24 protein-coding genes and 1 riboswitch are annotated in these 24050 nt (G+C 69.8%); of the genes, 16 read left to right on the top strand and 8 right to left on the bottom strand.

Annotation, left to right across the window (positions count from 1 at the left end):
* Nucleotides 1-67: 67 nt before the first annotated feature.
* Complete coding sequence (locus FFT10_RS14640) at nt 68-1060, bottom strand: sugar ABC transporter substrate-binding protein (RefSeq protein WP_137733590.1); 993 nt, start codon at nt 1058-1060, stop codon at nt 68-70.
* Nucleotides 1061-1207: 147 nt separating this feature from the next.
* Between FFT10_RS14640 and FFT10_RS14635 the strand changes: the two genes are divergently transcribed.
* The gene (locus tag FFT10_RS14635) at nt 1208-2134 is read left to right on the top strand and encodes a carbohydrate kinase family protein (RefSeq protein ID WP_137733589.1); all 927 of its coding nucleotides are present in this window, start codon (nt 1208-1210) and stop codon (nt 2132-2134) included.
* Here FFT10_RS14635 and FFT10_RS14630 read toward each other — a convergent pair whose 3' ends face one another.
* The gene (locus FFT10_RS14630) at nt 2135-2446 is read right to left on the bottom strand and encodes a DUF2917 domain-containing protein (RefSeq protein ID WP_162520802.1); all 312 of its coding nucleotides are present in this window, start codon (nt 2444-2446) and stop codon (nt 2135-2137) included. It lies immediately after the preceding gene.
* Between the two features lie 126 nt (nt 2447-2572).
* Here FFT10_RS14630 and FFT10_RS14625 point away from each other — a divergent pair, with 126 nt between their 5' ends.
* Nucleotides 2573-3484 carry a LysR substrate-binding domain-containing protein gene (locus tag FFT10_RS14625; protein WP_137733587.1) on the top strand — a complete coding sequence of 304 codons (912 nt, stop codon included), beginning with the start codon at nt 2573-2575 and terminating at the stop codon, nt 3482-3484.
* Nucleotides 3485-3585: 101 nt separating this feature from the next.
* Here the strand turns inward: FFT10_RS14625 and metF are convergent, their stop codons facing one another.
* The 3 genes from metF to ppk2 all read right to left on the bottom strand — a co-directional run bounded on the left by metF (nt 3586) and on the right by ppk2 (nt 7427).
* On the bottom strand, nt 3586-4416 hold the full coding sequence (gene metF / locus FFT10_RS14620; RefSeq protein ID WP_137733586.1) for a methylenetetrahydrofolate reductase [NAD(P)H]: 831 nt from the start codon (nt 4414-4416) through the stop codon (nt 3586-3588).
* Nucleotides 4417-4566: 150 nt separating this feature from the next.
* On the bottom strand, nt 4567-6000 hold the full coding sequence (gene ahcY / locus FFT10_RS14615) for an adenosylhomocysteinase (RefSeq protein WP_137733585.1): 1434 nt from the start codon (nt 5998-6000) through the stop codon (nt 4567-4569).
* An 82-nt stretch (nt 6001-6082) separates the two neighbouring features.
* A riboswitch (S-adenosyl-L-homocysteine riboswitch) is annotated at nt 6083-6160 on the bottom strand.
* 103 nt (nt 6161-6263) lie between these two features.
* Nucleotides 6264-7427 (bottom strand): polyphosphate kinase 2, encoded by a 1164-nt coding sequence (gene ppk2, locus FFT10_RS14610; protein ID WP_137733584.1) that lies wholly within the window; start codon nt 7425-7427, stop codon nt 6264-6266.
* A 128-nt stretch (nt 7428-7555) separates the two neighbouring features.
* On the opposite strand from ppk2, the gene FFT10_RS14605 reads away from it, so the two are divergent.
* Together FFT10_RS14605 and FFT10_RS14600 are read left to right on the top strand one after the other, a co-directional pair.
* Nucleotides 7556-8401 carry an HAD-IIB family hydrolase gene (locus tag FFT10_RS14605; RefSeq protein ID WP_137733583.1) on the top strand — a complete coding sequence of 282 codons (846 nt, stop codon included), beginning with the start codon at nt 7556-7558 and terminating at the stop codon, nt 8399-8401.
* A gap of 163 nt (nt 8402-8564) precedes the next feature.
* Nucleotides 8565-8846, top strand: a complete 282-nt coding sequence (locus tag FFT10_RS14600) for a YbfB/YjiJ family MFS transporter (RefSeq protein ID WP_137733582.1) — start codon at nt 8565-8567, stop codon at nt 8844-8846.
* A 3-nt stretch (nt 8847-8849) separates the two neighbouring features.
* On the opposite strand, the gene FFT10_RS14595 is transcribed toward FFT10_RS14600, so the two are convergent.
* Nucleotides 8850-9944, bottom strand: a complete 1095-nt coding sequence (locus tag FFT10_RS14595) for a DNA glycosylase AlkZ-like family protein (RefSeq protein WP_137733581.1) — start codon at nt 9942-9944, stop codon at nt 8850-8852.
* A gap of 62 nt (nt 9945-10006) precedes the next feature.
* Between FFT10_RS14595 and purT the strand changes: the two genes are divergently transcribed.
* The 3 genes from purT to FFT10_RS14580 all read left to right on the top strand — a co-directional run bounded on the left by purT (nt 10007) and on the right by FFT10_RS14580 (nt 12689).
* Entirely contained in the window at nt 10007-11209 is a 1203-nt protein-coding gene (gene purT / locus FFT10_RS14590; protein ID WP_137733580.1) for a formate-dependent phosphoribosylglycinamide formyltransferase, read from the top strand.
* Between the two features lie 97 nt (nt 11210-11306).
* Nucleotides 11307-12266 (top strand): chemotaxis protein CheX, encoded by a 960-nt coding sequence (locus FFT10_RS14585; protein WP_137733579.1) that lies wholly within the window; start codon nt 11307-11309, stop codon nt 12264-12266.
* Between the two features lie 51 nt (nt 12267-12317).
* On the top strand, nt 12318-12689 hold the full coding sequence (locus FFT10_RS14580; RefSeq protein WP_137733578.1) for a response regulator: 372 nt from the start codon (nt 12318-12320) through the stop codon (nt 12687-12689).
* A 70-nt stretch (nt 12690-12759) separates the two neighbouring features.
* Here FFT10_RS14580 and metK read toward each other — a convergent pair whose 3' ends face one another.
* Nucleotides 12760-13947 carry a methionine adenosyltransferase gene (gene metK, locus FFT10_RS14575; RefSeq protein WP_137733762.1) on the bottom strand — a complete coding sequence of 396 codons (1188 nt, stop codon included), beginning with the start codon at nt 13945-13947 and terminating at the stop codon, nt 12760-12762.
* A 191-nt stretch (nt 13948-14138) separates the two neighbouring features.
* On the opposite strand from metK, the gene FFT10_RS14570 reads away from it, so the two are divergent.
* Genes FFT10_RS14570 through FFT10_RS14540 form a run of 7 tightly spaced genes read left to right on the top strand, consistent with a single transcriptional unit; the run spans nt 14139 to nt 20212 of the window.
* On the top strand, nt 14139-15026 hold the full coding sequence (locus FFT10_RS14570; protein WP_137733577.1) for a lysophospholipid acyltransferase family protein: 888 nt from the start codon (nt 14139-14141) through the stop codon (nt 15024-15026).
* Nucleotides 15023-15925, top strand: a complete 903-nt coding sequence (locus tag FFT10_RS14565) for an LpxL/LpxP family acyltransferase (protein ID WP_137733576.1) — start codon at nt 15023-15025, stop codon at nt 15923-15925. The genes FFT10_RS14570 and FFT10_RS14565 overlap by 4 nt, the downstream gene beginning before the upstream one ends.
* Before the next feature lie 7 nt (nt 15926-15932).
* On the top strand, nt 15933-16787 hold the full coding sequence (gene dapF, locus FFT10_RS14560; protein WP_137733575.1) for a diaminopimelate epimerase: 855 nt from the start codon (nt 15933-15935) through the stop codon (nt 16785-16787).
* Nucleotides 16784-17464 carry a DUF484 family protein gene (locus FFT10_RS14555; RefSeq protein WP_137733574.1) on the top strand — a complete coding sequence of 227 codons (681 nt, stop codon included), beginning with the start codon at nt 16784-16786 and terminating at the stop codon, nt 17462-17464. Before dapF ends, FFT10_RS14555 begins: the two co-directional genes overlap by 4 nt.
* A gap of 5 nt (nt 17465-17469) precedes the next feature.
* Nucleotides 17470-18396: a tyrosine recombinase XerC gene (locus tag FFT10_RS14550; RefSeq protein WP_137733573.1), complete on the top strand. Its 927-nt coding sequence runs from the start codon at nt 17470-17472 to the stop codon at nt 18394-18396.
* A 29-nt stretch (nt 18397-18425) separates the two neighbouring features.
* Entirely contained in the window at nt 18426-19034 is a 609-nt protein-coding gene (locus tag FFT10_RS14545; protein ID WP_137733572.1) for a DJ-1/PfpI family protein, read from the top strand.
* Entirely contained in the window at nt 19031-20212 is a 1182-nt protein-coding gene (locus tag FFT10_RS14540; RefSeq protein WP_137733571.1) for a class I SAM-dependent rRNA methyltransferase, read from the top strand. The genes FFT10_RS14545 and FFT10_RS14540 overlap by 4 nt, the downstream gene beginning before the upstream one ends.
* On the opposite strand, the gene FFT10_RS14535 is transcribed toward FFT10_RS14540, so the two are convergent.
* A complete protein-coding gene (locus tag FFT10_RS14535; protein WP_174246108.1) occupies nt 20202-20690 on the bottom strand; it encodes an Lrp/AsnC family transcriptional regulator in 489 nt (162 codons plus the stop codon). The genes FFT10_RS14540 and FFT10_RS14535 overlap by 11 nt on opposite strands.
* A 138-nt stretch (nt 20691-20828) precedes the next feature.
* On the opposite strand from FFT10_RS14535, the gene glmS reads away from it, so the two are divergent.
* Together glmS and FFT10_RS14525 are read left to right on the top strand one after the other, a co-directional pair.
* Entirely contained in the window at nt 20829-22658 is a 1830-nt protein-coding gene (glmS, locus tag FFT10_RS14530) for a glutamine--fructose-6-phosphate transaminase (isomerizing) (protein WP_137733570.1), read from the top strand.
* A gap of 267 nt (nt 22659-22925) precedes the next feature.
* Nucleotides 22926-24017: a PEP-CTERM sorting domain-containing protein gene (locus tag FFT10_RS14525; protein ID WP_137733569.1), complete on the top strand. Its 1092-nt coding sequence runs from the start codon at nt 22926-22928 to the stop codon at nt 24015-24017.
* Nucleotides 24018-24050: the final 33 nt, after the last annotated feature.

The raw sequence follows: 24050 nt of genomic DNA, 5'->3' as shown, positions 1-24050 counted from the left end.
CCGGCTACGCCGGGCCACTGGGGTCGCCCCCTTGAGGGGGAGCGGCGTCAGCCGCTACGGGGTGGGCTTACTTCTTTCCCCAGCACAGGTCCGTGCCGGTCTTGACGTCCTTGCTGTCGACGCCCGGCAGCGCCTTGGCGGCGATCAGCGTGACCCCGGTGTCGGTGTAGCCGCTGACCTTCTTGCCGGTCTTGGCATAGGCCACGCCGGCTTCGACGCCCATCGCGGCCATCTTCAGCGGGTACTGCTGGCTGGTGGCGGCGATGATGCCGGCGCCCACGTCGGCGATGCCGGCGCAGCCGCCGTCCACCGAGACGATGACCACGCCCTTCTCCTTGCCGGCCTTCTTCAATGCGTTGTAGGCACCGGCGGCGGCGGGCTCGTTGATGGTGTAGACCACGTTCACGTCACCGGCCTTCTGCAGGCAGTTCTCCATCGCGGTCTGGCCCTTGGCGCGGTCGCCGAAGCTGTCGGCCATGCACACCACCTCGGCGGCCTTGCCCAACTCGTTGCTCTTGGCATCGGGCGCGGCCAGGCCGAAGCCCTTCAAGAAGCCGTTGTGCCGCTGTGCGCCCACCGGGTGGCCGGGGAACAGGTCCAGCGTGACGATCTTCGCCGGCTTGCCGCCCAGCGCCGCCTTGGCGTACTGGCCGATCAGCACGCCGGCCTGGTAGTTGTCGGTGGCGAACAGCGCGTCGGTGCCGTCCACCGGGTCGGTGGGGCTGTCCAGCGCGATCACCATCACGCCCTTGTCGCGGGCCTTCTTGATCGCCGGCAGGATGGCCTTGCTGTCGCTGGGCGTGATCAGGATGGTCTTGGCGCCGGCGGCGATCATGTTCTCCATCGCCGTCACCTGGCCGGCGTTGTCGCCGTCGGTCTTGCCCGCACCGCTGAGCAGCTTGGCGCCCTGCGCCTTGGCCGCCTCGGCCGCGCCTTCCTTCATCTTCACGAAGAACGGGTTGGTTTCGGTCTTGGTGATCAGGCCGATCACCGGCTGGGCCTGTGCAACGGCAGCGCCGGCGGCCAGGGCCAGGACGGAAGCAAGAAGGGGTGCGCGCATGGTCAGTCTCCTGGGGGTGGGGTGGGGCCACTCGTGAACATCGTTGTTGGCCGCTGCCGTTGGGGATTCAACGGATGGCGCCATTCTGCGCAGCGTGTTTAAATAAATCAAGTTGATTGATTAATGGATAACCCGGAGAGCCCCACCATGTTCATCGTCTGCGGAGAAGCGCTGTTCGACGTGTTCGCCACCGGCAGCACGCCCACCGGCCTGGGCTTCGACGGCCGCATCGGCGGCAGCCCGTTCAACGTGGCCCTGGGCCTGGCGCGGCTGGGCCAGCCGGTGGGCTTCTGCGGCGGCGTGGGCACCGGCTTTGCCGGCGAGCGGCTGATGCAGGCGCTGGACGACGAGGGCATCGACGCCCGTGCCACCGCCCGCATCGATGCACCCACCACCTTGAGCCTGATCGGCCTGGACGCACGCGGTGTGCCCAGCTATGCCTTCTACGGCCAGGGCTGTGCCGACCGGCTGCTGCGTGCCGAGCACCTGGAGGCCATCCCGGCCGAGGCCAACTGCTTTCACCTCGGCAGCTATGCGATGGTGGTGCAGCCGGTGGGCGCCACCCAGCGGACGCTGGTCGAACGGGAACACCGCCGCAGCGTGATCAGCTACGACCCCAACATCCGAGCCAATGTCGAGCCCGACCTGGATGTGTGGCGGGCCACGCTGCAGTGGATGCTGCCGCGCACCCACCTGCTGAAGGTCAGTGACGAGGACCTGGGCCTGCTGTACCCGGGCCGCAGCATCACCCAGTTCGCCGCCGATGCGCTGGCCGCCGGCACGCCGCTGGTGGTGGTGACGCGCGGCGCCGACGGCGCGGTCGGCTTCACCGCCCGCGGCAGCGTCCACACGCCACCGGTGAAGGTGGCCGTGGCCGACACCGTGGGCGCCGGCGACACCTTCCAGGCCGCCCTGCTGACCTGGGCGGCCGAGACCGGCCGGCTCACGCCCGCGGCACTGGCCGCCATCGACAACACGGCGCTGGCCGAGGCGCTGGGCTTTGCCGCCCGCGCCGCCGCCATCACCTGCAGCCGGCGCGGCGCCGACCTGCCGCGCCGCGCCGAGCTGGCCTGATCAGGCCGCGGCCAGGCGGCCGGGGCGCAGCAGCTGCCGCCAGGCCGATGGCCTGGCCGGCGCGGCGGCGGGCTGGCCGACGTCGCTCAGGCCCACGGTGGCGCTGCCGCCCAGCGGCGTGACCAGCACCGGCGCGTCGCTGTCGATGACCAGCGATTCACCGCGCTCCAGCACCTGGTCGCGCAGATCACCGTCGGTGGTGACCCACAGTGTGCCGGCCAGGCTGCGCACGCGGGTGCCGCGGGCGCCGGCCAGGCGCAGCGGCATGGGGCTGGTGAGCGGCACCAGGGCTTGGTGGATGTCGAGATGCATGGCAGACTCCTTGAATGCGCCGGATGCATGTGATGGCATGCGATCTCCGGGGCTGTGCATGCATTCTTCAGCTGCGCTGACAGCCTGACAAACGCTCAATTTGCATCCAACGCATTCTCCCGGCGCATGTCAAACCCTGCCCAGCGGCTGCCGCCACTCGATCTGCTGGTGTCCTTCGAAGCGGTGGCCCGCCGCGGCAGCATCACCGCCGCGGCGGCGGAACGCTTCATCACCCAGTCGGCGCTGAGCCGCCAGGTGCAGGCGCTGGAGGCGGCGCTGGGCGTGCCGGTGTTCGAGCGCCGCCACCGCGCGCTGGCGTTGACGCCCGCTGGCGAGCGCCTGCTGGCCGCCACCCGCGCTGCGATGGCCCAGCTCACCGAGGCGGTGAACGCCATCCGCGCCCCGGTCGCGCCGGCGCCGCTGGCGTTGACCACCACGCCCAGCTTCGCCGCGCTGTGGCTGATCCCGCGGCTGGCCGGGTTCACCCGCGACCATCCGGGCGTGGACGTGCGGCTCGATGCCAGTTTCGAGAGGCGTGACCTGCAGCGCGACGGCTTCGACCTGGCCGTGCGCTACCAGCCGATGGACGGTGCGGCGGGTGAACGCCTGTTTGGCGAGGCGCTGGTGCCGGTGTGCAGCCCGGCGCTGCTGCGGCGCAAGCCGCATCCGTTGGCCCAGCCGGCCGATCTGGTCCACCACACGCTGCTGCAGGTGGCCGATCCGGGCGGCACCAGCATGCCGCTGGAATGGGAGCCCTGGCTGCGCCAGCTTGGCCAGCCGCACCTGCAGCCGGTGGCGCGGCTGACCTTCAACAGCTACAACGAAGCCATTGCCGCCGCGGTGGCCGGCCACGGCATCACGCTGGGCCGCCGTCCGCTGATTGACGGGTTGCTGAAGAAGCGGCAACTGGTCGTGCCCTTCGGTGAGGCCACGGCCACGGCGCGCGCCTACTTCCTGATCCTGGCCCCGGGCGCCGCCCAGCGCCCGGATGCCCAGGCGCTGGCAGCCTGGTTGCGGGCGCAGGCCGCGGTGGTGTGAGGGCTGCTCTGGGCTCGAAGCGGAACTTGCCGGTTCGCCATCTTCAGCGCGATCGCTCGAATCAACGCAGGCAAGGCCCGCAACGAGCCCCAAACTGAAGCTCAGCGCTTCAACCGGCTGCAGATTTCCAGCGTCAGCGCGCTCTGGTTCAGCGCGTAGAAGTGGATGGCCGGTGCGCCGCCGTCGATCAGGCGCTGGCACAGCTGGGCCACCACGTCGATGCCGAAGGCGCGGATCGACGCGGTGTCGTCCAGGTAGCCCTCCATCTTCAGCATCACCCAGCGCGGGATCTCGATGCCGTCGCGCTGGGCGAACTGCACGATGCGGGCGAAGTTGTGGATCGGCATGATGCCCGGCACGATCGGCACGTTCACGCCCAGTTTGCCCACCGCGTCCACGAAGTGGAAGTAGGCATCGGGGTTGAAGAAGAACTGGGTGATGGCTGAATCGGCACCCGCCTTCACCTTGTCTGCGAAGTGCTGCAGGTCCTTGGCGGCATAGCGCTGCTCGGGGTGGTACTCGGGGTAGGCCGCCACCTCGATGTGCCAGTCAGGGCCCTGGGTCTCGCGGATGAAGCGCACCAGTTCGCTGGCATAGCGGAACTCGCCGGCCACCGCGGTGCCGCTGGGCAGGTCGCCACGCAGCGCCACGATGCGTCGGATGCCCTGGGCCCGGTAGGTGGCCAGGATCTCCGCGATGCCCTCGCGCGTGCTGCCCACGCAGCTCAGGTGCGGCGCGGCCTCGTGGCCCAGGGCGGCGATGGCCTGCACCGTGGCCAGCGTCTTGTCGCGGGTGGCACCGCCTGCGCCGTAGGTCACGCTGAAGAACTCGGGCTGCAGGATGCTCAGGTCCTGCACCACGGTCTTGAGCTTCTCGCTGCCCACCGGCGTGTTCGGCGGGAAGAACTCGATGCTGATCGGAAACTGGGCCATGGGGCTCTCCAGTTGGGCGCGTGTGTCGCGCGCAGAAATGAAAGCAGCGCCACCAGGGCGCTGCAGATCAAACGGACGCCGCGGAACCGGCTTCGCCGGGCCGCTGGCGTCGCCCCCCTGGGGGGGAGCGCCGCAGGCGCTTCGGGGGGGTCAGTACCTGTAGGTGTCGGGCTTGAACGGGCCTTGCTTGGGCACGCCGATGTAGGCGGCCTGCTCTTCCGTCAGCTCGCTGAGCTGGGCGTTCAGCGTCACCAGCTGCAGGCGGGCCACCTTCTCGTCCAGGTGCTTGGGCAGCACATAGACCTTGCCGATGTCGTACGCGTCTTTGTGGGCGAACAGCTCGATCTGGGCGATCGTCTGGTTGGCGAACGAGCTGCTCATCACGTAGCTGGGGTGGCCGGTGCCGCAGCCCAGGTTCACCAGCCGGCCCTTGGCCAGCATGATGATGCGCTTGCCGTCCGGGAAGATCACATGGTCGACCTGCGGCTTGATCTCTTCCCACTCCAGGTTCTCGATCGACGCGATGTCGATCTCGTTGTCGAAGTGGCCGATGTTGCAGACGATGGCGTTGTTCTTCATCGCGTCCATGTGGGCGCGGTTGATGACGGCCTTGTTGCCGGTGGCGGTCACGAAGATGTCGGCCTTGTCGGCGGCGTACTCCATGGTCACCACGCGGTAGCCTTCCATGGCGGCCTGCAGGGCGTTGATCGGGTCGATCTCGGTCACCCACACCTGGGCGCTCAGCGCGCGCAGGGCCTGGGCGCTGCCCTTGCCCACGTCACCGTAGCCGGCGACGACGGCGATCTTGCCGGCGATCATCACGTCGGTGGCGCGCTTGACCGCGTCGACCAGCGACTCGCGGCAGCCGTACAGGTTGTCGAACTTGCTCTTGGTGACCGAGTCGTTGACGTTGATGGCCCGGAACATCAGCGTGCCCTTGGCCGACATCTCGTTCAGGCGGTGCACGCCGGTGGTGGTTTCCTCGGTCACGCCGATGATCTCGGCCGACTTGCGGCTGTACCAGGTGCTGTCCTGGGCCAGCTTGGCCTTGATCGCGGCGAACAGCTCGCGCTCTTCCTCGCTGCCCGGGTTGGCGATGACCGAGGCGTCCTTCTCGGCACGCTTGCCCAGGTGCATCAGCAGCGTGGCATCGCCGCCGTCGTCCAGGATCATGTTCGGGCCTTCGCCGGCCGCGCCCTTGGCGCCGAACTCGAAGATGCGGTGGGTGTAGTCCCAGTAGTCCTTCAGCGTCTCGCCCTTGTAGGCGAACACCGGCGTGCCGCGCTCGACCAGCGCCGCGGCGGCGTGGTCCTGCGTGCTGAAGATGTTGCAGCTGGCCCAGCGCACTTCGGCGCCCAGGGCCTGCAGCGTCTCCACCAGCACGGCGGTCTGGATGGTCATGTGCAGGCTGCCGGTGATGCGGGCGCCCTTGAGCGGCTGGCTCACCGCGTATTCGCGGCGGATCGCCATCAGCGCGGGCATTTCATGCTCGGCGATGTTCAGTTCCTTGCGGCCCCAGGCGGCGAGGGACAGGTCGGCGATGGCGTACTGGTCGTTGTGGATCGGCTTCAAGACGGCGTTCATGGATGTGGCTCCGGAAATGGCCCGAACAGCTTGCTGCAAGCGGTGACAGAGGGGGGGAAAGACACGCACCCGCGGCAAGAACTGGGGGTGAGCGACGTTGCACTGGGAAGTGGTTTCGAGCCTGGGGCCGGGGGGTGGCCTTGCAACGCTCCTCGAAACAGGCCCGCATTCTAAGCACGTGCCGCCGACCGCGTGCAGCGCCGGGATGTGACAGATCCCACGAATGGCAGCCCCCCCTGTTCGCGGGGGGGGCGGCTGCGCCATCAGCCGGCGTTGCCGGCGAGCTGGTCGTCGCCGATGCTGGGCACCAGGCTGGGCCGGCCGACGATCAGCGGATCGACCGCGCCGACGGCGGCCAGGTCCTTGCGGGCATAGGGCAGGCGGTGCAGCAGGTAGCGCATGGCATTCAGGCGTGCGCGCTTCTTGCAGTCGCTCTTGATCACCGTCCAGGGTGCGTCGCTGGTGTCGCAGTGCAGGAACATCGCCTCCTTGGCGCGGGTGTAGTCGTCCCACTTGTCCAGGCTGGCCAGGTCGATGGGGCTCAACTTCCACTGCTTGAGCGGATGCAGCTTGCGTTCCTTGAAGCGGCGGCGCTGCTCGGCGCGGCTGACCGAGAACCAGAACTTGAACAGGTGCACGCCGCTGCGCACCAGCTGGCGTTCAAATTCCGGCGTCTGGCGCAGGAACTCGTCGTACTCGGCATCGGAGCAGAAGCCCATCACCCGCTCGACACCGGCGCGGTTGTACCAGCTGCGGTCGAACAGCACGATCTCGCCACGGGTCGGCAGGTGCTGGATGTAGCGCTGGAAGTACCACTGGCCGCGCTCCACCTCGCTGGGCTTCTCCAGCGCCACCACGCGGGCGCCGCGCGGGTTCAGATGCTCCATCAGCCGCTTGATGGTGCCGCCCTTGCCGGCGGCATCGCGTCCCTCGAACAGGATGACCACCCGCGCGCCGGTGTCCTTCACCCAGGCCTGCAGCTTCAGCAGCTCCACCTGCAGGCGGTATTTCTGCTGCTCGTAGCGGCGGCGCAACAGCAGGTTCTTGTAGGGGTACTGGCCTTCGCGCCAGCCCGGCGACAGGGCGGTGTCGGCATCGGCCTCGGCCGGCGTGGCCGCGGGCTGGAACAGCAGCTTGCGCAGCGCCTTGCGGTCGTCGGGCGAGGCACCGTCCATCAGCGCCTGCAGTTCGGCCAGCACCGTGCCGGCGCTCTGGCCCTGGGCATGGCGGGCCAGCACATCGGCCAGGGCCATGGCCTGCTCGGTGCGGGCGCCGGTGGTGGCGCGGTCGGCCATGTGGGCAGCGATGGCCGCCGGCTGCAGCAGCGGCGCAGTGTCGCCGGCGGCCACCCTGCGGCGCGGGCTGCGGGGCTTGCGCGGCGCGGCGTTGGCAGCGGTGCTGGTGGGGGCGGGGGTGTCCTTGGCCATGCCGTGCTCCGGTGACAGCGCGATGAATCGGTGGTGACAGCGCCATGTTCCCGCGCCTCGGGTCCAGCATGTCTTGATCGGCATCAACCCCCGGCGGCCTGCACCCACCCCTGTGGGAGACTGCCGCGATGACGCGGCCTGCTTCTCCGCACCTGACGGCCTTGCCCGAAGCCGCCGCCGGCCGCCTGCGCCCGTTGGCCACGCTGCCGGCCACCCAACTGGCCCGGCTGCACGGTGTGCTCACCGACATCGACGACACCCTCACCCAGGACGGCGCCATCGCGCCCGCCGCGCTGGCGGCACTGCAGCAGCTGGCCGCGGCCGGCGTGCCGGTGGTGGCCATCACCGGCCGGCCGGCCGGCTGGAGCGAGCCGTTTGCGCTGGCCTGGCCGGTGGCCGCCATCGTGGCCGAGAACGGCGCCGTGATGCTGCGCCGCCAGGGCGGGCGGCTGCAGATCGACTTCGTCGCTGATGCCGCCACCCGCGCCGCCCACCAGCGCCGGCTGCAGGCCTGCGCCCAGGCGGTGCTGGCCCAGGTGCCCGGCGCCACGCTGGCGCAGGACAGCGCCGGCCGCCTGACCGACATCGCCATCGACCACAGCGAGTTCGCGCACCTCGATGCCGTGCAGATCGCCCAGGTGGTGGCGGTGATGCAGGCCCATGGCCTGACGGCCACCGTCAGCTCCATCCACGTCAACGGCTGGATCGGCGACCACGACAAGCCCAGCGGCGCGCGCTGGGCGGTGCAGCAGGCGCTGGGCCGGGCCTGGAACCCGGCCGAGTGGGTCTACGTGGGCGACAGCACCAACGACCAGGCGATGTTCCAGGCCCTGCCGCTGACGGTGGGCGTGGCCAACATTGCCCGCTTCGTGCCGCAGTTGCAGGCGTTTCCGGGCTATGTCACCCAGGCTGAGCGCGGTGACGGCTTCGCCGAGCTGGCCGCCGCGCTGCTGTCGGCCCGCACGGCGGCATGACCGCGGCCGCGGTGCTGCGCCAGGCCCTGGCGCTGGTCCTGCTTCACCGCTGGCGCGAGGAACACCGGCAACGCTGCCGTCTACCTGCTGGGCGCGTTGCTGATGCCGCGGGCGCTGGGCGCTGGCCGGCTACTGCTGCTTCGGCCTGGGCGACATCGGCCACATGACCTTCATCATCACCCTGCTGCGCGGGCAGCGGCTGGGCGAGGGTGCGATCACCGGCTTCTACATGCTGCCGGTGCTGAGCCCGCAGGCGCTGGCGGTCTTCGGTTCCGGCGCACTGTTCGGCGCGGTGTTCCTGTCGGTGGTGGCCAGCACCACCGCGCTGGTGCGCCACAACCTGCCGGCCGCGGCCTGGCCGCGCGACATCACCGGCTTCACCACCGTGTCTGCCCTGGGGCAGCTCATCGGTCCCAGGGTGGTGGGCCGCCAGGGCCAGCGCTGAGGCTCAGGCGAGGCCGAGGAATCCGCTGAGGCGCTGCAGTTCGTCGTCCAGCGCGGCGGCGAAGCCGGCGTCATCGGGCGGCCGGCCGCCGACGAAGCCGATGTCGGCCACCAGCGCGCCGTCCTGCACTGCCAGGTTGCCCCAGCCGATCACCCGGTCGCGCCACAGCAGCGGCAGCGCGTAGTAGCCGCGGATGCGCTTGGGCGCCGGCGTGTAGGCCTCGAAGCGGTAGTCCCAGCCCCACAGCAGGGCAAAACGCCGGCGGTCCCAGACGATGGGGTCGAACGGCGCCAGCAGCCGCACCACATCGGCCTGCGCCCGGCTGGCATGGCGGCGTGAGGCCGGGGCTTCGCCATCGGGCCACAGCCAGCGCACGCCGTCGATCTCCACCTGCGGATGCCGCTGGCGCGCGCGCAGCACCGTGGCCTTGCACAGGTGCTGCCACTGCGGCGCGCCATGGCCCACCCGGTGCACCAGCATGCTGAAGCTGGGCTGCGGCAGCGGCGCGTACTTGGCCAGCACCACATCGGCCAGCGCGTCCATCGCGGCCTGCGGGTCGGGCGGTGGGCCGCTGTCGATGCGCGGGGCGTACAGCCGCACGCCACCCTCGCGCCGGGCGATGCGCAGCAGGCCGCGGAAGTGCATCGCATCGAGCAGCTGGGTGCTGGCATTGCTGCTGCCGCCGAACCAGTTCCTGGCCTTGCCGTGCTGGAACTGCGCGTCCACCTCGCGCGGGTGCACCACGCCGCGTTCGCGCACGAAATCCAGCACCGCCGCCGCCTGGCGCTGGCGGGCCGCCGGCCAGGTGCTGGCCGCCGTGCGCGGGTGCATCAGGGCCTGGATGGCGCGCGGCAGGAAGCCGTAGTTGACGAAGAAGTCTTCCTCGATGGCCAGCCGTGGGTAGCGGGCCTCCAGATCGCCGGCGCGGTAGCCGCTGACGCGGTGGCGCAGCGTCAGGTCCTGCGCGCGGGCCGGGGCGCGGATCGGGTCGGCCTGCACGAAGCCCAGGCGGGCGATGGCCTGCGGCAGCGTGGTGGGCGCAAACAGCGTGCGCGCCACGGCATGGTGGCGCAGGTGGTCGAGGGTGATGGCCGGCATGCCGCCAGCCTAGCAGTGGCGGCGAGAATGTCCGCTTGTCGCAACCCCTGCATCCGCCGCCCATGACCACCCTCGGAACCCCGCTGTCCCCGTCTGCCACCCGTGTGCTGCTGCTGGGCAGCGGTGAGCTGGGCAAGGAGGTGCTGATCGCCCTGCAGCGCCTGGGCGTGGAGACCATCGCGGTCGACCGCTACGACAACGCCCCTGGCCAGCAGGTGGCCCACCATGCCCGCACCATCACGATGAGCGATCCGGCGCAGCTGCGCGCGCTGCTGGAGGCCGAGAAGCCCGACCTGGTGGTGCCCGAGATCGAGGCCATTGCCACGCCGGTGCTGGAGGCTATGGAAGCTGCCGGCCAGATCCGTTGCATCCCCACCGCCCGCGCCGCCCGGCTGACCATGGACCGCGAGGGCATCCGCCGCCTGGCTGCCGAGACCCTGGGCCTGCCGACCAGCCCGTACAAGTTCTGCGATTCGCTGGCCGAGCTGCAGGCGGCGATTGACGGGGGGATCGGCTACCCCTGCATCGTCAAGCCGGTGATGAGTTCCAGCGGCAAGGGCCAGAGCAAGATCGACGGCCCGGCCGACGTGCAGACCGCCTGGGACCACGCCATGGCCGGCGGCCGCGTCGGCCCCGGCCGGGTGATCGTCGAGGGCTTCATCGCCTTCGACTACGAGATCACCCAGCTGACGGTGCGCGCCCTGGGCGCCAGTGGCCAGATCGAGACCCACTTCTGCGACCCGATCGGCCATGTGCAAGTCAGCGGCGACTACGTCGAGAGCTGGCAGCCGCACCCGATGAGCGCGGTGGCGCTGGAGCGTTCGCGCCAGATCGCCAAGGCGGTGACCGACAACCTCGGCGGCCAGGGCCTGTTCGGCGTCGAACTCTTCGTCCAGGGTGACATGGTGTGGTTCAGCGAGGTCAGCCCCCGCCCGCACGACACCGGCATGGTGACGATGATCACCCAGTGGCAGAACGAGTTCGAGCTGCATGCCCGCGCCATCCTGGGCCTGCCGGTGGACACCACGCTGAAGAGCCCCGGCGCCAGCGCCGTGGTCTATGGCGGCGTCGATGCCACCGGCATCGCCTTCGACGGCGTCGCCGACGCGCTGCGGGTGCCGAACAGCGAGATCCGCCTGTTCGGCAAGCCCGAGAGCTTTGTCAAGCGCCGCATGGGCGTGGCGTTGGTGCACGACGCCGACGTGGAGGTGGCGCGCACCCAGGCCAAGCTGGCGGCGTCCAGGGTGAAGCCGCGGCGGGCCTGACGGCCCTCAATTGCCGGCGTGCGCGGCCGATAACCCGGGTTCGAGGTGCCGGCACCGGCCTGCACCGTCCGATCCACCGACCACGCGCGCCACCACCATGTCCGAGGACTCCACGCTCGCAGCCAAGGTGCTGCTGCTCGAGCACGACCCCCGCCACTACCAGGTGCTGTGGGACTTTGCGCAGTCGCTGGGCCTGGTGGCGCTGCCCCGCAGTGCCGGCGATGCGCTGGCCACGCTGGGCCAGCACAAGGACCTGGGGGGCGTGCTGCTCGCCGAAGACCTGCCCTGCGAGAGCGGCGACGCGCTGGCCCTGGTGCGCGCCATCCACCGCCAGCGGCCCGAGCTGCCGATCTTCCTGCGCCGCAGCACCCATGCCGCACTGCCCGAGGACCTGGTCCGCGCCGTCGCCCATGCCTGGACCGACCTGGCCACGTTGCGCGAGGCGGTCGACAAGAGCCTGTTCAGCCTGCGCTACCCCACCGAGCTGGTCAACGGCATCGTCGCGTTGACCACCGGCGCGATGCGCTCGATGTTTCCGCACGCCAGCGTCGACAACGAGACGCCGTATGTGGTGCACGACCGCATCATCTTCGGCCAGGTGTCCACGCTGATCCCGCTGGAGAGCACCTGGTGCCGCGGCTACATGATGCTGCAGACCGAGGAGAGTGCGCTGCGCCAGGGCATGTTGCAGGGCTTCGGCTACGAGGGCGTGGGCGGCGATCTGAACTTCCGCGAGCTCAACCACCTGCTGGGCGAGACCACCAACCTGATCTGGGGCGCGTTCAAGAACCGCTACATCCCGCCCGAGGCCTTCGCCAACCAGCAGACCCAGGTGCCCATCGTCATCAACCACGAGCAGAAGTACATCTCCTTCGGCTCGCAGGATCCGCAGCTGTGCATCCGCTACCAGCTGTCCGACCCGCGCCGCCCGGGCCTGCCGCCACTGATCATCGTGCAGCGGCTGATCTTCAACCTGCTGTGGTCGCCCGAGAAGTTCAGCGAATTCGCGCAGCCCGCCGAGGCCCCGGCGGCCACCGGCGAGCTGGAACTGTTCTGAGCAGGCCTCGCGGCCTGCGCCATCCCATTCCCCATCCAGAGGTTCCCCACCATGGCCCAGGTCCTGGTCGTTGACGACTCCAGCACGATGCGCGAGATCGTCTCCACCTTCTTGAGCAACAACGGCTTTGCGGTGGCCGTGGCCAGCGATGGCCGCGACGGCCTGGCGCAGCTGCGCCTGGATCCGGACATCCGCCTGATCGTCAGCGACATCAACATGCCCAACATGGATGGGCTGACGATGGCGCAGAAGATCCGCACCGAGATGGGCGAGCGCGATGTGCGCATAGTCATGCTCACCACCGAGGACAACAGCGCCATCCGCGCCCGCGGCCGCGAGGTGGGTGTCACCGGCTGGATCGTCAAGCCCTTCCGCGGCGAGGCGGTGCTGGGGCCGTTCCGCCGGTTCTGCGGCATGGCCTGAAGCCTGCACCCAAACAAAAAAAGGGCGGCCCGCGGGCCGCCCTTTGCGCTGTGGAAGCGCGGGTGCGGTCTCAGCCCTTCAGGCCAGCCGCCTGGCGCAGTGCATCCACGCGGTCGCGCTGCTCCCAGGTGAACTCGGGCTCTTCGCGGCCGAAGTGGCCGTAGGCGGCGGTCTTCTGGTAGATCGGGCGCAGCAGGTTCAGCATCTGGATGATGCCCTTCGGGCGCAGGTCGAACACCTCGGCCACGATGGCCGACAGCTTGTCGTCCGGCAGCACGCCGGTGCCTTCGGTGTAGACGGTGATGTTCATCGGCCGGGCCACGCCGATGGCGTAGGCCACCTGCACCTGGCACTGGCGCGCCAGGCCGGCGGCGACCACGTTCTTGGCCACGTAGCGCGCGGCATAGGCGGCGCTGCGGTCGACCTTGGACGGGTCCTTGCCCGAGAACGCGCCACCGCCGTGCGGGCAGGCGCCGCCGTAGGTGTCGACGATGATCTTGCGGCCGGTCAGGCCGCAGTCGCCCTGCGGGCCGCCGACGACGAAGCGGCCGGTCGGGTTGATCAGGTACTTGGTGTCGTTGTTCAGCCAGGCCGCCGGCAGCACCGGCTTGATGATCTCCTCGCGCACCGCCTCGTAGAAGGCCTCGGTCATCTTGTTGCCCAGGCTGTACTCGGGCGCATGCTGGCTGCTCAGCACCACGGTGTCCACGCTCACCGGCTTGCCGTCCACATAGCGCAGCGTGACCTGGCTCTTGGCATCGGGGCGCAGGAAGGGCAGCTTGCCGCTCTTGCGCAGCTCGGCCTGGCGCTCCACCAGGCGGTGGGCGTAGTGGATGGCCGCGGGCATCAGCTCGGGCGTCTCGTCGCAGGCGTAGCCGAACATCAGGCCCTGGTCGCCGGCGCCGGTGTTCAGGTGGTCGTCGCTGGCATGGTCCACGCCCTGGGCGATGTCGTTGCTCTGCTTGTCGTAGCAGACCATCACCGCGCAGCCCTTGTAGTCGATGCCGTACTCGGTGTTGTCGTAGCCGATGCGCTTGATGGTGTCGCGCGCGACCTGGATGTAGTCGACGTGCGCGTTGGTGGTGATCTCGCCGGCCAGCACCACGAGGCCGGTGTTGGTCAGCGTCTCGGCGGCCACGCGGCTGCGCGGGTCCTGCGCGAAGATCGCGTCGAGGATGGCATCGGAGATCTGGTCGGCCACCTTGTCCGGATGGCCCTCGGACACCGATTCAGAGGTGAAGAGATAGTCGTTCGCCACTTGCATACACTCCAGGTTGGTTGAAAAGCCGCGTCGCCGTTTCAACCGCAACTTCAACATCTGGAATGGCGGCGAACGCTTTAGCGGTATTTGGTGTGTGCAGTGCCTCGGCACCATCCACACGGCGAGATCTCTCCCGCATCGCCCCGCAAGTTGTCCTTTAACTCGGCGATGCTGCCAGTATACGAAACATGCTTTCGCTGATCCGCTGGCTGTCGCGGCGCGGTTTGCCCACTTTGCACGCGCTGGGCACCTGTCTGGGGTGGCTGGCGTGGTTGACATCGCCCACCTACCGCCACCATGTGCGCGCCCATCTGGCCCAGGCCGGTCACGGCCCGCAGGTGCGCCGCCAGGCCGTGGCCGAGGCCGGCCGCATGGTGGCCGAGCTGCCCTGGTTGTGGCTGCGCCCGGTCGGCCGGCCGCTGGGCACGGCGGTGCAGTGGCAGGGCGACGCGCTGATCGCCCAGGCGCTGGACGATGGCCGCGGCCTGGTGCTGCTGACGCCGCATCTCGGCTGCTTCGAGGTCTGCGCGCAGGCGATCGCCGAGCGCTTCGGCCACCGCGCCAAGCTGACGGCGATGTACCGTCCGGCGCGCCAGCCCTGGCTGCGCAGCCTGGAGGAGACCGCCCGCGCCCGCCCTGGCCTGGCCACGGTGCCGGCGGCGCTGGCCGGTGTGCGGCAGATGATCCGCGCGCTGCGCCGCGGCGAGGCGGTGGGCCTGCTGCCCGACCAGGTGCCGCCCGATGGCATGGGTGTGTGGGCGCCGTTCTTCGGCCGCCCGGCCTACACCATGACGTTGGCCGCCCGCCTGGTGCAGCAGACCGGTGCCGCCCTGCTGCTGATCTGGGCCGAGCGCCTGCCGGCCGGCCGCGGCTGGGTGCTGCGCGTCAGCCCCGGCCCGGCCCTGCCCACCACCGCCGCCGATGACGAGGCGCTGCAGATCGCCTGCGCTACCACCGTCAACCAGGCGATGGAACAGTTGATCGGCGCCTGCCCGGGCCAGTACCTGTGGGGCTACAACCGCTACAAGCAGCCGCGCCGTGCCCACCACGCCACCGGCGAGGAGGCTGCGCCATGATCGGCACGCTGGCCGCGCGGGCCGTGCTGGGCGCGTTGTGGCTGTTTCAGCAGCTGCCACTGGTGGTGCAGGCGGCGCTGGGCCGCGGCCTGGGCGCGGTGCTGTACAGGCTGGCCGGCTCGCGTCGGCGCATCGCGCTGCGCAATGTGGAGCTGTGCCTGCCCGAGCTGGATGCCGACGCCCGCCAGGGCCTGGTGCGCGACCATTTCGGCTGGCTGGCCCGCAGCCTGCTGGAGCGTGGCCTGCTCTGGTACGCCAGCGCCGAGCGGCTGAAGTCGATGATCCATGTGGAAGGCGATGTCGGCCTGGCCGAGCGCAGCGACAAGCCGGTGATGTGGCTGGTGCCGCACTTCCTGGCGCTGGACGCGGCCGGCATCGCCTGCCTGCTGTTCCAGCAGCGGCATGCGGTGTCGATGTACCAGGCGCAGAGCAACCCGGTGTTCGACGCCGCGATGCGCGCCGGCCGGCTGCGCTTCGGCAATGCCGAAATCTTTGCCCGCAGCGAGCGGGCGTTGCCGCTGGTGCGCGCCATCCGCCGCGGCAGCGCCTTCTTCAACCTGCCCGACATGGATTTCGGCATGAAGGACGGCGCCTTCGTGCCGTTCTTCGGTGTGCCGGCGGCCACGCTGCTGGCGCCGGCGCGCATGGCCCGCAGCCTGGGCATGCTGGTGCAGCCGGTGGTGGCCGAGATGCTGCCCGGCGGCGGCGGCTACCGCGTGCGCTACCTGCCGCCCATCGACGGCTTCCCCGGCGAGGACGACGAAGCCGCCGCGCTGGCGATGAACCGCTGGATCGAGGCGGAGATCCGCCGCAACCCGGCGCAGTACCTGTGGGTCCACAAGCGCTTCAAGACCCGGCCTGAGGGCGAGGCATCGCTGTATGGCCCCCGGGCCGGATAATCCCGGCATGCAAGTGAAGTTCACCAAGATGCAGGGCGCGGGCAACGACTTCGTCGTGCTCGACGCCACGCGCACCCCGCTGCAACTCACGAGGGAGCAGCTGCGCCACCTGGGCGACCGCCGCTTCGGCGTGGGCGCCGACCAGATCCTGGTCGTCGAGCCGGCGCGCAGCGCCGATGCCGACTTCGGCTACCGCATCTTCAACAACACCGGCGACGAGGTCGAGCACTGCGGCAACGGCGCCCGCTGCTTCGTGCGCTTCGTGCACGACCAGGGGCTGACGACCAAGCCCACCGTCACGGTGGACACCGTCAACAACCGCCTGCAGCTGCACCTGCAGCCCGATGGCCGGGTGACGGTGGACATGAACAAGCCGGTGTTCGACCTGGCCCGTGTGCCCTTCGATGCCACCGGATTGCAGCCGCGTCCCCAGGGCGGCTTCGAGCTGTGGCCGCTGGAGCTGGCCGAAGGCCGCCAGGTGCAGGTGGCGGTGCTGTCGATGGGCAACCCGCATGCGGTGCAGCGGGTGGCCGATGTGGGCGAGACGCCGGTGGCCGAACTCGGCCCGCTGGTGGAACAGCATGCGCGCTTCCCGCGCAAGGTGAATGCCGGCTTCCTGCAGGTGCTGGACCGCGGCCAGGTGGCGCTGCGGGTCTACGAGCGTGATGCCGGCGAGACCCTGGCCTGCGGCACCGGCGCCTGCGCGGCGGTGGTGGCCGGCATCCGCCTGGGCTGGCTGGACCGCAAGGTGGACGTGCAGGCCCGCGGCGGGCTGCTGACGATCGAATGGGCCGGCGACGACGCCCATGTGCTGATGACAGGCCCGGCCGAGACGGTCTACCAGGGAGAGATTGAACTGTGACGATTCAAGGTGCCATCACCGAGGGCGACATCGCCAACTACCTGGCCAACACGCCGGGCTTCTTCGAGCGCCAGGCCGAGCTGCTGGCCAGCATCCAGCTGACCAGCCCGCATGGCCAGCGCGCCGTGTCGCTGCAGGAACGGCAGATGCAGATGCTGCGCGACAAGATCAAGGTCCTGGAGCGCGAGCGCATGGCCATGATCCGCCACAGCCGCGAGAACGAGGCCATCGCCGACCGGCTGCACCGCTTCATCCGCGCCATCCTGCTGGCCCGCGCACCCGAGGCGCTGCCCACCACGCTGGTGCAGTCGCTGCAGCATGAGTTCCTGATCCCGCAGGCGGCCATCCGGCTGTGGGGCGTGGATGCGGCCCTGGCCGGCCAGCCTTGGGCGGCCGAGGTGGGCGACGAGGTGCAACAGCTGGCCAGCGGCCTGGCGCTGCCCTACTGCGGCCTGAACACCGGCTTTGCACCGGCCGCCTGGCTGGAGGATGCCGACACCGTGATGTCGGTGGCCCTGGTGCCGCTGCGCTCGGCCGAGGACGGCCCGGCCTTCGGCCTGCTGGTGCTGGGCTCGCCCGACCCCACCCGCTACAGCGCCGACATGGGCACCGAGTTCCTGATGCGCATCGGCGAGGTGGCCAGCGCTGCGCTGAGCCGTTTGCTGCCGGCGGCCTGAGCACCATGCCGGCGCCGCTGGCACCGGCGCTGCAGGCCTTTCTGCAGCACCTGCGGGTGGAGCGCCGCCTGGCGCCGCGCACGCTGGCGATGTACGGCGACGCGCTGGGCTGGCTGCAGCAGCTGGCCGATGACGAGGCGGTGGCGCTGGGCCAGGCCCAGGCCCACCACATCCGCGGCTGGGCGGCGCGGCTGCGTGAACGGGGCCTCGGCCCGCGCAGCATCGCGATCGCGCTGGCCGCCTGGCGCGGGCTGTACAAGCACTGGGGCCGCGAGCGCCTGGTGACGCACAACCCGGTGGACGGCATCCGCCCTCCCAAGGCGCCCAAGCCGCTGCCCAAGGCCCTGGGCGTGGACGATGCGGTGGCTCTGGCCCAGCAGATGCCGCGCACCGAACACCCGGCGCTGGCCGCCCGCGACCATGCCATCGTCGAGCTGCTCTACAGCAGCGGCCTGCGGGTGGGTGAGCTGACCGGGCTGGACGTGGCCGCCAGCACCACCGCCGCCGGCTGGGTGGACGCGGCCGATGCCACCGCCCATGTGCTGGGCAAGGGCCGCAAGCGCCGCAGCGTGCCGGTGGGCGGCCCGGCGCTGCAGGCCCTGGCCGCCTGGCTGGCGCTGCGTGGCACGCTGGCCCGGCCTGATGAGCCGGCACTGTTCGTCAGCAACCGCGGCACCCGCCTGTCCGACAGCCAGGTGCGCACCCGGCTGCAGAGCCTGGCGCGGGATGCGGGTCTGGCCACCGGCGTGCACCCGCACATGCTGCGGCACAGCTTCGCCTCGCACCTGCTGCAGAGCAGCGGGGATCTGCGCGCGGTGCAGGAGCTGCTGGGCCACGCCAGCATCACCACCACCCAGGTCTACACCAAGCTCGACTTCCAGCACCTGGCCAAGGCCTACGACGCCGCCCATCCACGCGCCCGGCGCAAGTGACAATCCGGCCCCCCGCGCCGACGTCCACCATGCACATCGCCATCCTCACCTTCCAGGGCTTCAACGAGCTGGATTCCTTCGTCGCCCTGGGCATCCTGAACCGCATCCAGCGCCCCGGCTGGCGGGTGACGCTGTGCTGCCCCGAGGCCAGCGTCACCTCGATGAACGGCGTGACGGTGCAGGCCCAGTCGCGGCTGGATGCCGTGGCCACGGCCGATGTGGTGCTGGTGGGCAGCGGCATGCAGACCCGCGAGGTGGTGGCCGATGCCGCGCTGATGGCGCAGCTGCAGCTGGACCCGCGCCGCCAGCTGATCGCTGCGCAGTGCTCGGGCACCCTGATCCTGGCCAAGCTGGGCGTGCTGGGCGCCGTGCCGGCCTGCACAGACCTCACCACCAAGCCCTGGGTGCAGGAGGCCGGCATCGCTGTGCTGGACCAGCCCTTCTTCGCCGAAGGCAATGTGGCCACCGCCGGTGGCTGCCTGGCTGCGCCCTACCTGGCGGCCTGGCTGATCGCCCGCAGCGAAGGCGAGGCGGCGGCCCGCGCCGCGCTGCACTACGTGGCACCGGTGGGCGAGAAGCAGGCCTTCGTCGACCGCGCGATGCAGCACATCGGGCCCAGTTTGGCGGCGGCCGCATGAAGGCCATCCGCCTGCGTGCGGGCAAGGAACGCTCGCTGCTGCGCCGCCACCCCTGGGTGTTCGAGGGCAGCATCGCCCGCGGCAGCGCCGATGCCGGCGAGCTGGTGCGGGTGGAGGCGGCCGACGGCAGCTTCCTGGCCTGGGGCGCCTACAGCCCCAGCTCGGCCATCCGCGTGCGGGCCTGGAGCTTTGACGAGGCCCAGCGCATCGACGCCGGCTTCTTCACCCGGCGGCTGCAGCAGGCCATCGCGCTGCGTGCCCGCCTGGGCATCGCCAGCGACGGCCAGCGCCTGGTGCACGGCGAGGCCGACGGCCTGCCCGGCCTGATCGTCGACCGCTATGGCGACGTGCTGAGCGTGCAGTTCGGCTCGGCCGGCATCGAGCGCTGGCGCGACGTGATCGCCGATGCGCTGCTGGCCATCACCGGCCTGACCCGCCTGTACGAGCGCAGCGATGCCAGCGTGCGCGCGCTGGAAGGCCTGCCCGAGCGCACCGGCTGGCTGCGCGGCAGCGGCGCCACCGCGCTGGCCATCACCGAGCATGGCTGGCAGCTGGGCCTGGACGTGGCCCTGGGCCACAAGACCGGCTACTACCTGGACCAGCGGGAGAACCGCCACCGCTTTGCCCAGCTGGTGCGCCAGCTGGGCTGCCGCACGGTGCTGAACTGCTACAGCTACACCGGCGGCTTCAGCGTGGCGGCGCTGGCTGGCGGCGCGCAGCAGGTCACCACGGTGGATTCATCGGCCCCGGCGCTGGACCAGGCGCGCGACAACCTGCGCCGCAACGGCTTCGACGACACCGCGCATGCCTTCGTGGATGCCGACGTCAATGCCTACCTGCGCCAATGCCTGGCCGAAGGCCGCAGCTTCGATGCCATCGTGCTCGACCCGCCGAAGTTCGCGCCCACGGCGGCCCATGCCGAGCGCGCCGCCCGCGCCTACAAGGACATCAACCGCCTGGGGCTGAAGCTGCTGGCGCCGGGCGGCCTGCTGCTGACCTTCAGCTGCTCGGGCGGCATCTCCGCCGACCTGTTCCACAAGATCGTGGCTGGTGCCGGCATCGACGCCGGGGTCAACGCCGCCATCCTGCAGCGGCTGGAGGGTGCGCCCGACCACCCGACGACGCTGGAATTTCCCGAGGGCGAGTACCTGAAGGGCCTGGCGCTGCTCAGGCTGTAGTGCCCAGTTGCACCGCCGGCGCGAACTTGGCCCGGTGGGTGGCGAAGAAGGCCTTGACGTTGCGCACATTGGCATCTTGGGTGAACAGGCGCTGCACCAGCGCGTGGTAGGCCGCCATGTCGGGCAGCCACAGCACCAGCACCAGATCGGGCCCGGGCGAGACGCGGTAGCACTGCTGCACCGGGCTCTCAGCCACTGCGCGGGCCTCGAAGGCGGCCACATGCTCGGCGCCCTGGCGGTCGAGCGTGATCTCGGCGATCACGCTCAAGCCGCCCACCTTGCCCGGGGCCACGATGGCCACCTGCCGCTCGATGATGCCGGCCTCCACCAGCCGCCGCACCCGGCGCAGTGCGGTGGCCGGCGAGACATGCGCCGCCTCGGCCAACGCCTGGTTGGAACGTGATGCATCGTCCTGCAGCAGGGCCAGCAGGCGCAGATCGACGGCATCGAGCAGATTGGTTTCGATGGAATCAGCCATGAGAACCTGATTGTGGCAATAAAATTGCACGACTCAACAGATTCGACGAAACATTGCATGAGGCGGTGCATTTCGCACGCTTCTTTCTTTGGCTGTTGACTACGATGCGCCCCTGTCTGAACTTCAGGAACCAACACCATGTGTGGCATCGTCGGCGCCGTCAGCACCCGCAACATCGTCCCCGTCCTCGTCGAGGGCCTGAAGCGGCTGGAATACCGCGGCTATGACAGCTGCGGCGTGGCGGTGCACCAGGGCGGCGAACTGCGCCGCACCCGCAGCACCAGCCGGGTGGCCGAGCTGGACACCCAGATTGCGCAGGACGGCGTGCAAGGCGGCACCGGCATCGCCCACACCCGCTGGGCCACCCATGGCGCGCCGGCCGTGCACAACGCCCACCCGCATTTTTCAGGCAAGCGCATCGGCCTGGTTCACAACGGCATCATCGAAAACCATGACGAACTGCGCGCCGAGCTGCAGAACAAGGGCTACGTCTTCGAAAGCCAGACCGACACCGAGGTGATCGCCCACCTGGTGCACCAGCTGTACGACGGTGACTTGTTCGACGCGGTGCAGCGCGCCACCACCCGGCTGAAGGGCGCCTATGCCATCGCCGTGTTCTGCCGCGACGAGCCGCACCGCGTGGTGGGCGCGCGCGAAGGCAGCCCGCTGGTGCTGGGCGTGGGGCAGGGCGAGACCTTCCTGGCCAGCGACGCCATGGCCCTGGCCGGCGTGACCGACCAGATCGTCTACCTGGAAGAGGGCGACGTCGTCGACCTGCAGCTGGGCAAGCACTGGATCACCGCGCGCCAGGCCGACGGCAGCTTCGAGCGGGTGCAGCGCGAGGTCCGCACCGTGCACGCCCACACCGGCGCAGCCGAGCTGGGGCCCTACCAGCACTACATGCAGAAGGAGATCTTCGAGCAGCCGCGGGCGATCGCCGACACGCTGGAATCGGTGGCCGGCATCATGCCCGAGCTGTTCGGCGACGGCGCCCACCAGGTGTTCAAGGACATCGACCGCGTGCTCATCCTGGCCTGCGGCACCAGCTACTACAGCGGCAGCACCGCCAAGTACTGGCTGGAGAGCATCGCCGGCATCCCCTGCAGCGTGGAGATCGCCAGCGAATACCGCTACCGCGACAGCGTGCCCGACCCGCGCACCCTGGTCGTCACCATCAGCCAGAGCGGCGAGACCGCCGACACCATCGCTGCGCTGAAGCATGCACGCGGCCTGGGCATGGCCCACACCCTGACCATCTGTAACGTGGCCACCAGCGCGATGGTGCGCGAGTGCAAGCTGAACTTCCTGACGCATGCGGGTGTGGAGATCGGCGTGGCCAGCACCAAGGCCTTCACCACCCAGCTGGTGGCGCTGTTCCTGCTGACGCTGACGCTGGCGCAGAGCCGCGGCAAGCTGACCGATGCGCAGGAGGCCGCCCACATCAAGGCCCTGAGGCACCTGCCGGCGGCGGTGCAGGCGGTGCTGGCGCTGGAGCCGCAGGTCATCGCCTGGGCGGGCGAGTTTGCGCGCAAGGAGAACGCGCTGTTCCTGGGCCGCGGCATGCACTACCCGATTGCGCTGGAGGGAGCGCTGAAGCTCAAGGAGATCAGCTACATCCATGCCGAGGCCTACCCGGCCGGTGAACTGAAGCACGGCCCGCTGGCCCTGGTGACCAGCGCGATGCCGGTGGTGACCATCGCCCCGAACGACGCCCTGCTGGAGAAGCTGAAGAGCAACCTGCAGGAAGTGCGCGCCCGCGGCGGCGAGCTGTATGTGTTTGCCGACAGCGACACGGAGATCAAGAGCGAACCCGGCGTGCAGGTGATCCGCATGCCCGAGCACTACGGGGCGCTGTCACCCATCCTGCATGTGGTGCCGCTGCAACTGCTGGCTTACCACACGGCCTGCGCGCGGGGGACGGATGTGGACAAGCCACGGAACCTGGCAAAGAGTGTGACGGTGGAGTGAGGGCGGACGCGTCGCTGCCTGGGGCGTTCTGATGGTTTGTAAACCTGCGTCGATCTTCTTTACATTGCCGACACGTCAGTCCCGCAGCGCTCCCGAAGACATCGGGGATTCTCGGAGATTCTTCTGCAAAATCAATGAGTTAAGAAGTTAGGGGGTCTGACTGGCACAGGATATGCGGATTGGCTTCCCAAGCGGCCTGCGGTCTCGATGGATGTATCCATCGGTCACCTTTGGCTTTTCTTGTGTCAATCCTGTGGAGGCGTTCGTATGTACAAGCGAATCAGTTCGGTCCCGAAGTTGGGCCGTTTCATCACCGCCGCCGCGATGGCGCTGGCGTCGACGACGGTGTTTGCAGACACCATCTCGCCGACCAGCTTCAGCGCATCGCTCGGTGTCGGTGAGAGCGTCACGATCCGCAAGACCGTGGTGGTCGAGGCTGCAGGCCCCTCCGCCGCAACCATCGACGCCCACTTCCTGATCGACACCTCGGGGTCGATGGGCAGCGTGATCAACAATGCCAAGACGGCTGCTGGCGATATCCTGAACGCGCTGTCCGCCTTCGGCGACCTGGCGTCAAGCGTCGGCGTCTATTCCGAGCGCGCGCTGGCGGGCGATGCGGTCCGGTCGGGCCTGACCACCACCAGTGCCACGACGATCTCCGCGATCAACGCGGTCACCCTGGGTGACCCCGACTTTGGTGGCGACTACCCCGAGTCGGGCGACACCGCCGTCGACCTCGCGACCAACAACCTCGCCTGGCGCGCGGGCTCGAACCGGTTCATGTTCGTCCTGTCCGATGCGTCGATGAAGGGGACCGACGAAGCGACCGTGATTGCCAGCCTGGCCGCCAAGGACGTGACCGTGATCGGCCTGCAGTTCGGTGGCAACTGCTTCTCCGGCGAGCCGGGCGAGTGCAGCCTGACCCAGAGCATCGCGGCGCTGGGCGGTACCACGTTCGCCGGCGGCACGTCGCCCGCGTCGCTCGTCAGCGCCATCACGGCAGGCATCACCTCCGGCTTTGCCAACTACGGCAAGGTGACGGTCGATGACCTGGGTGGCGGCCTGCCCGAGATCGATGTTTCGACCGTCTGCGTGTCGGCCGACATTGGCGCCTGCGTCGGCGCGGATGCGATCGGCAAGTACGACCGCAGCATCGACCGGACCTTCGAGTACGACGTGACCTTCACCCGCTTGGCCGCGGGCGACAAGGCGTTCACCACGTTCGCGCTGGTCGACGGCGGCATCGTCGCGCGTGAGAGCGACAGGTTCACGACCGGCAAGGTTCCGGAGCCTGGCTCGCTGGCCATGGTTGGTCTGGCCTTGGCCGGTCTGGCGGCGGCCCGTCGGCGTCGCGCCTGACCTGGCGCTGTTGAGGAAGCGGGCGGCAGGTCA

It is taken from the genome of Pseudaquabacterium pictum, from assembly GCF_005403045.1.
In the GTDB taxonomy this organism is placed as follows: Bacteria; Pseudomonadota; Gammaproteobacteria; order Burkholderiales; family Burkholderiaceae_C; genus Pseudaquabacterium; species Pseudaquabacterium pictum.
Note: the sequence above shows the minus strand (reverse complement) of the source record. Positions and strands in the feature narration are given on the sequence as shown.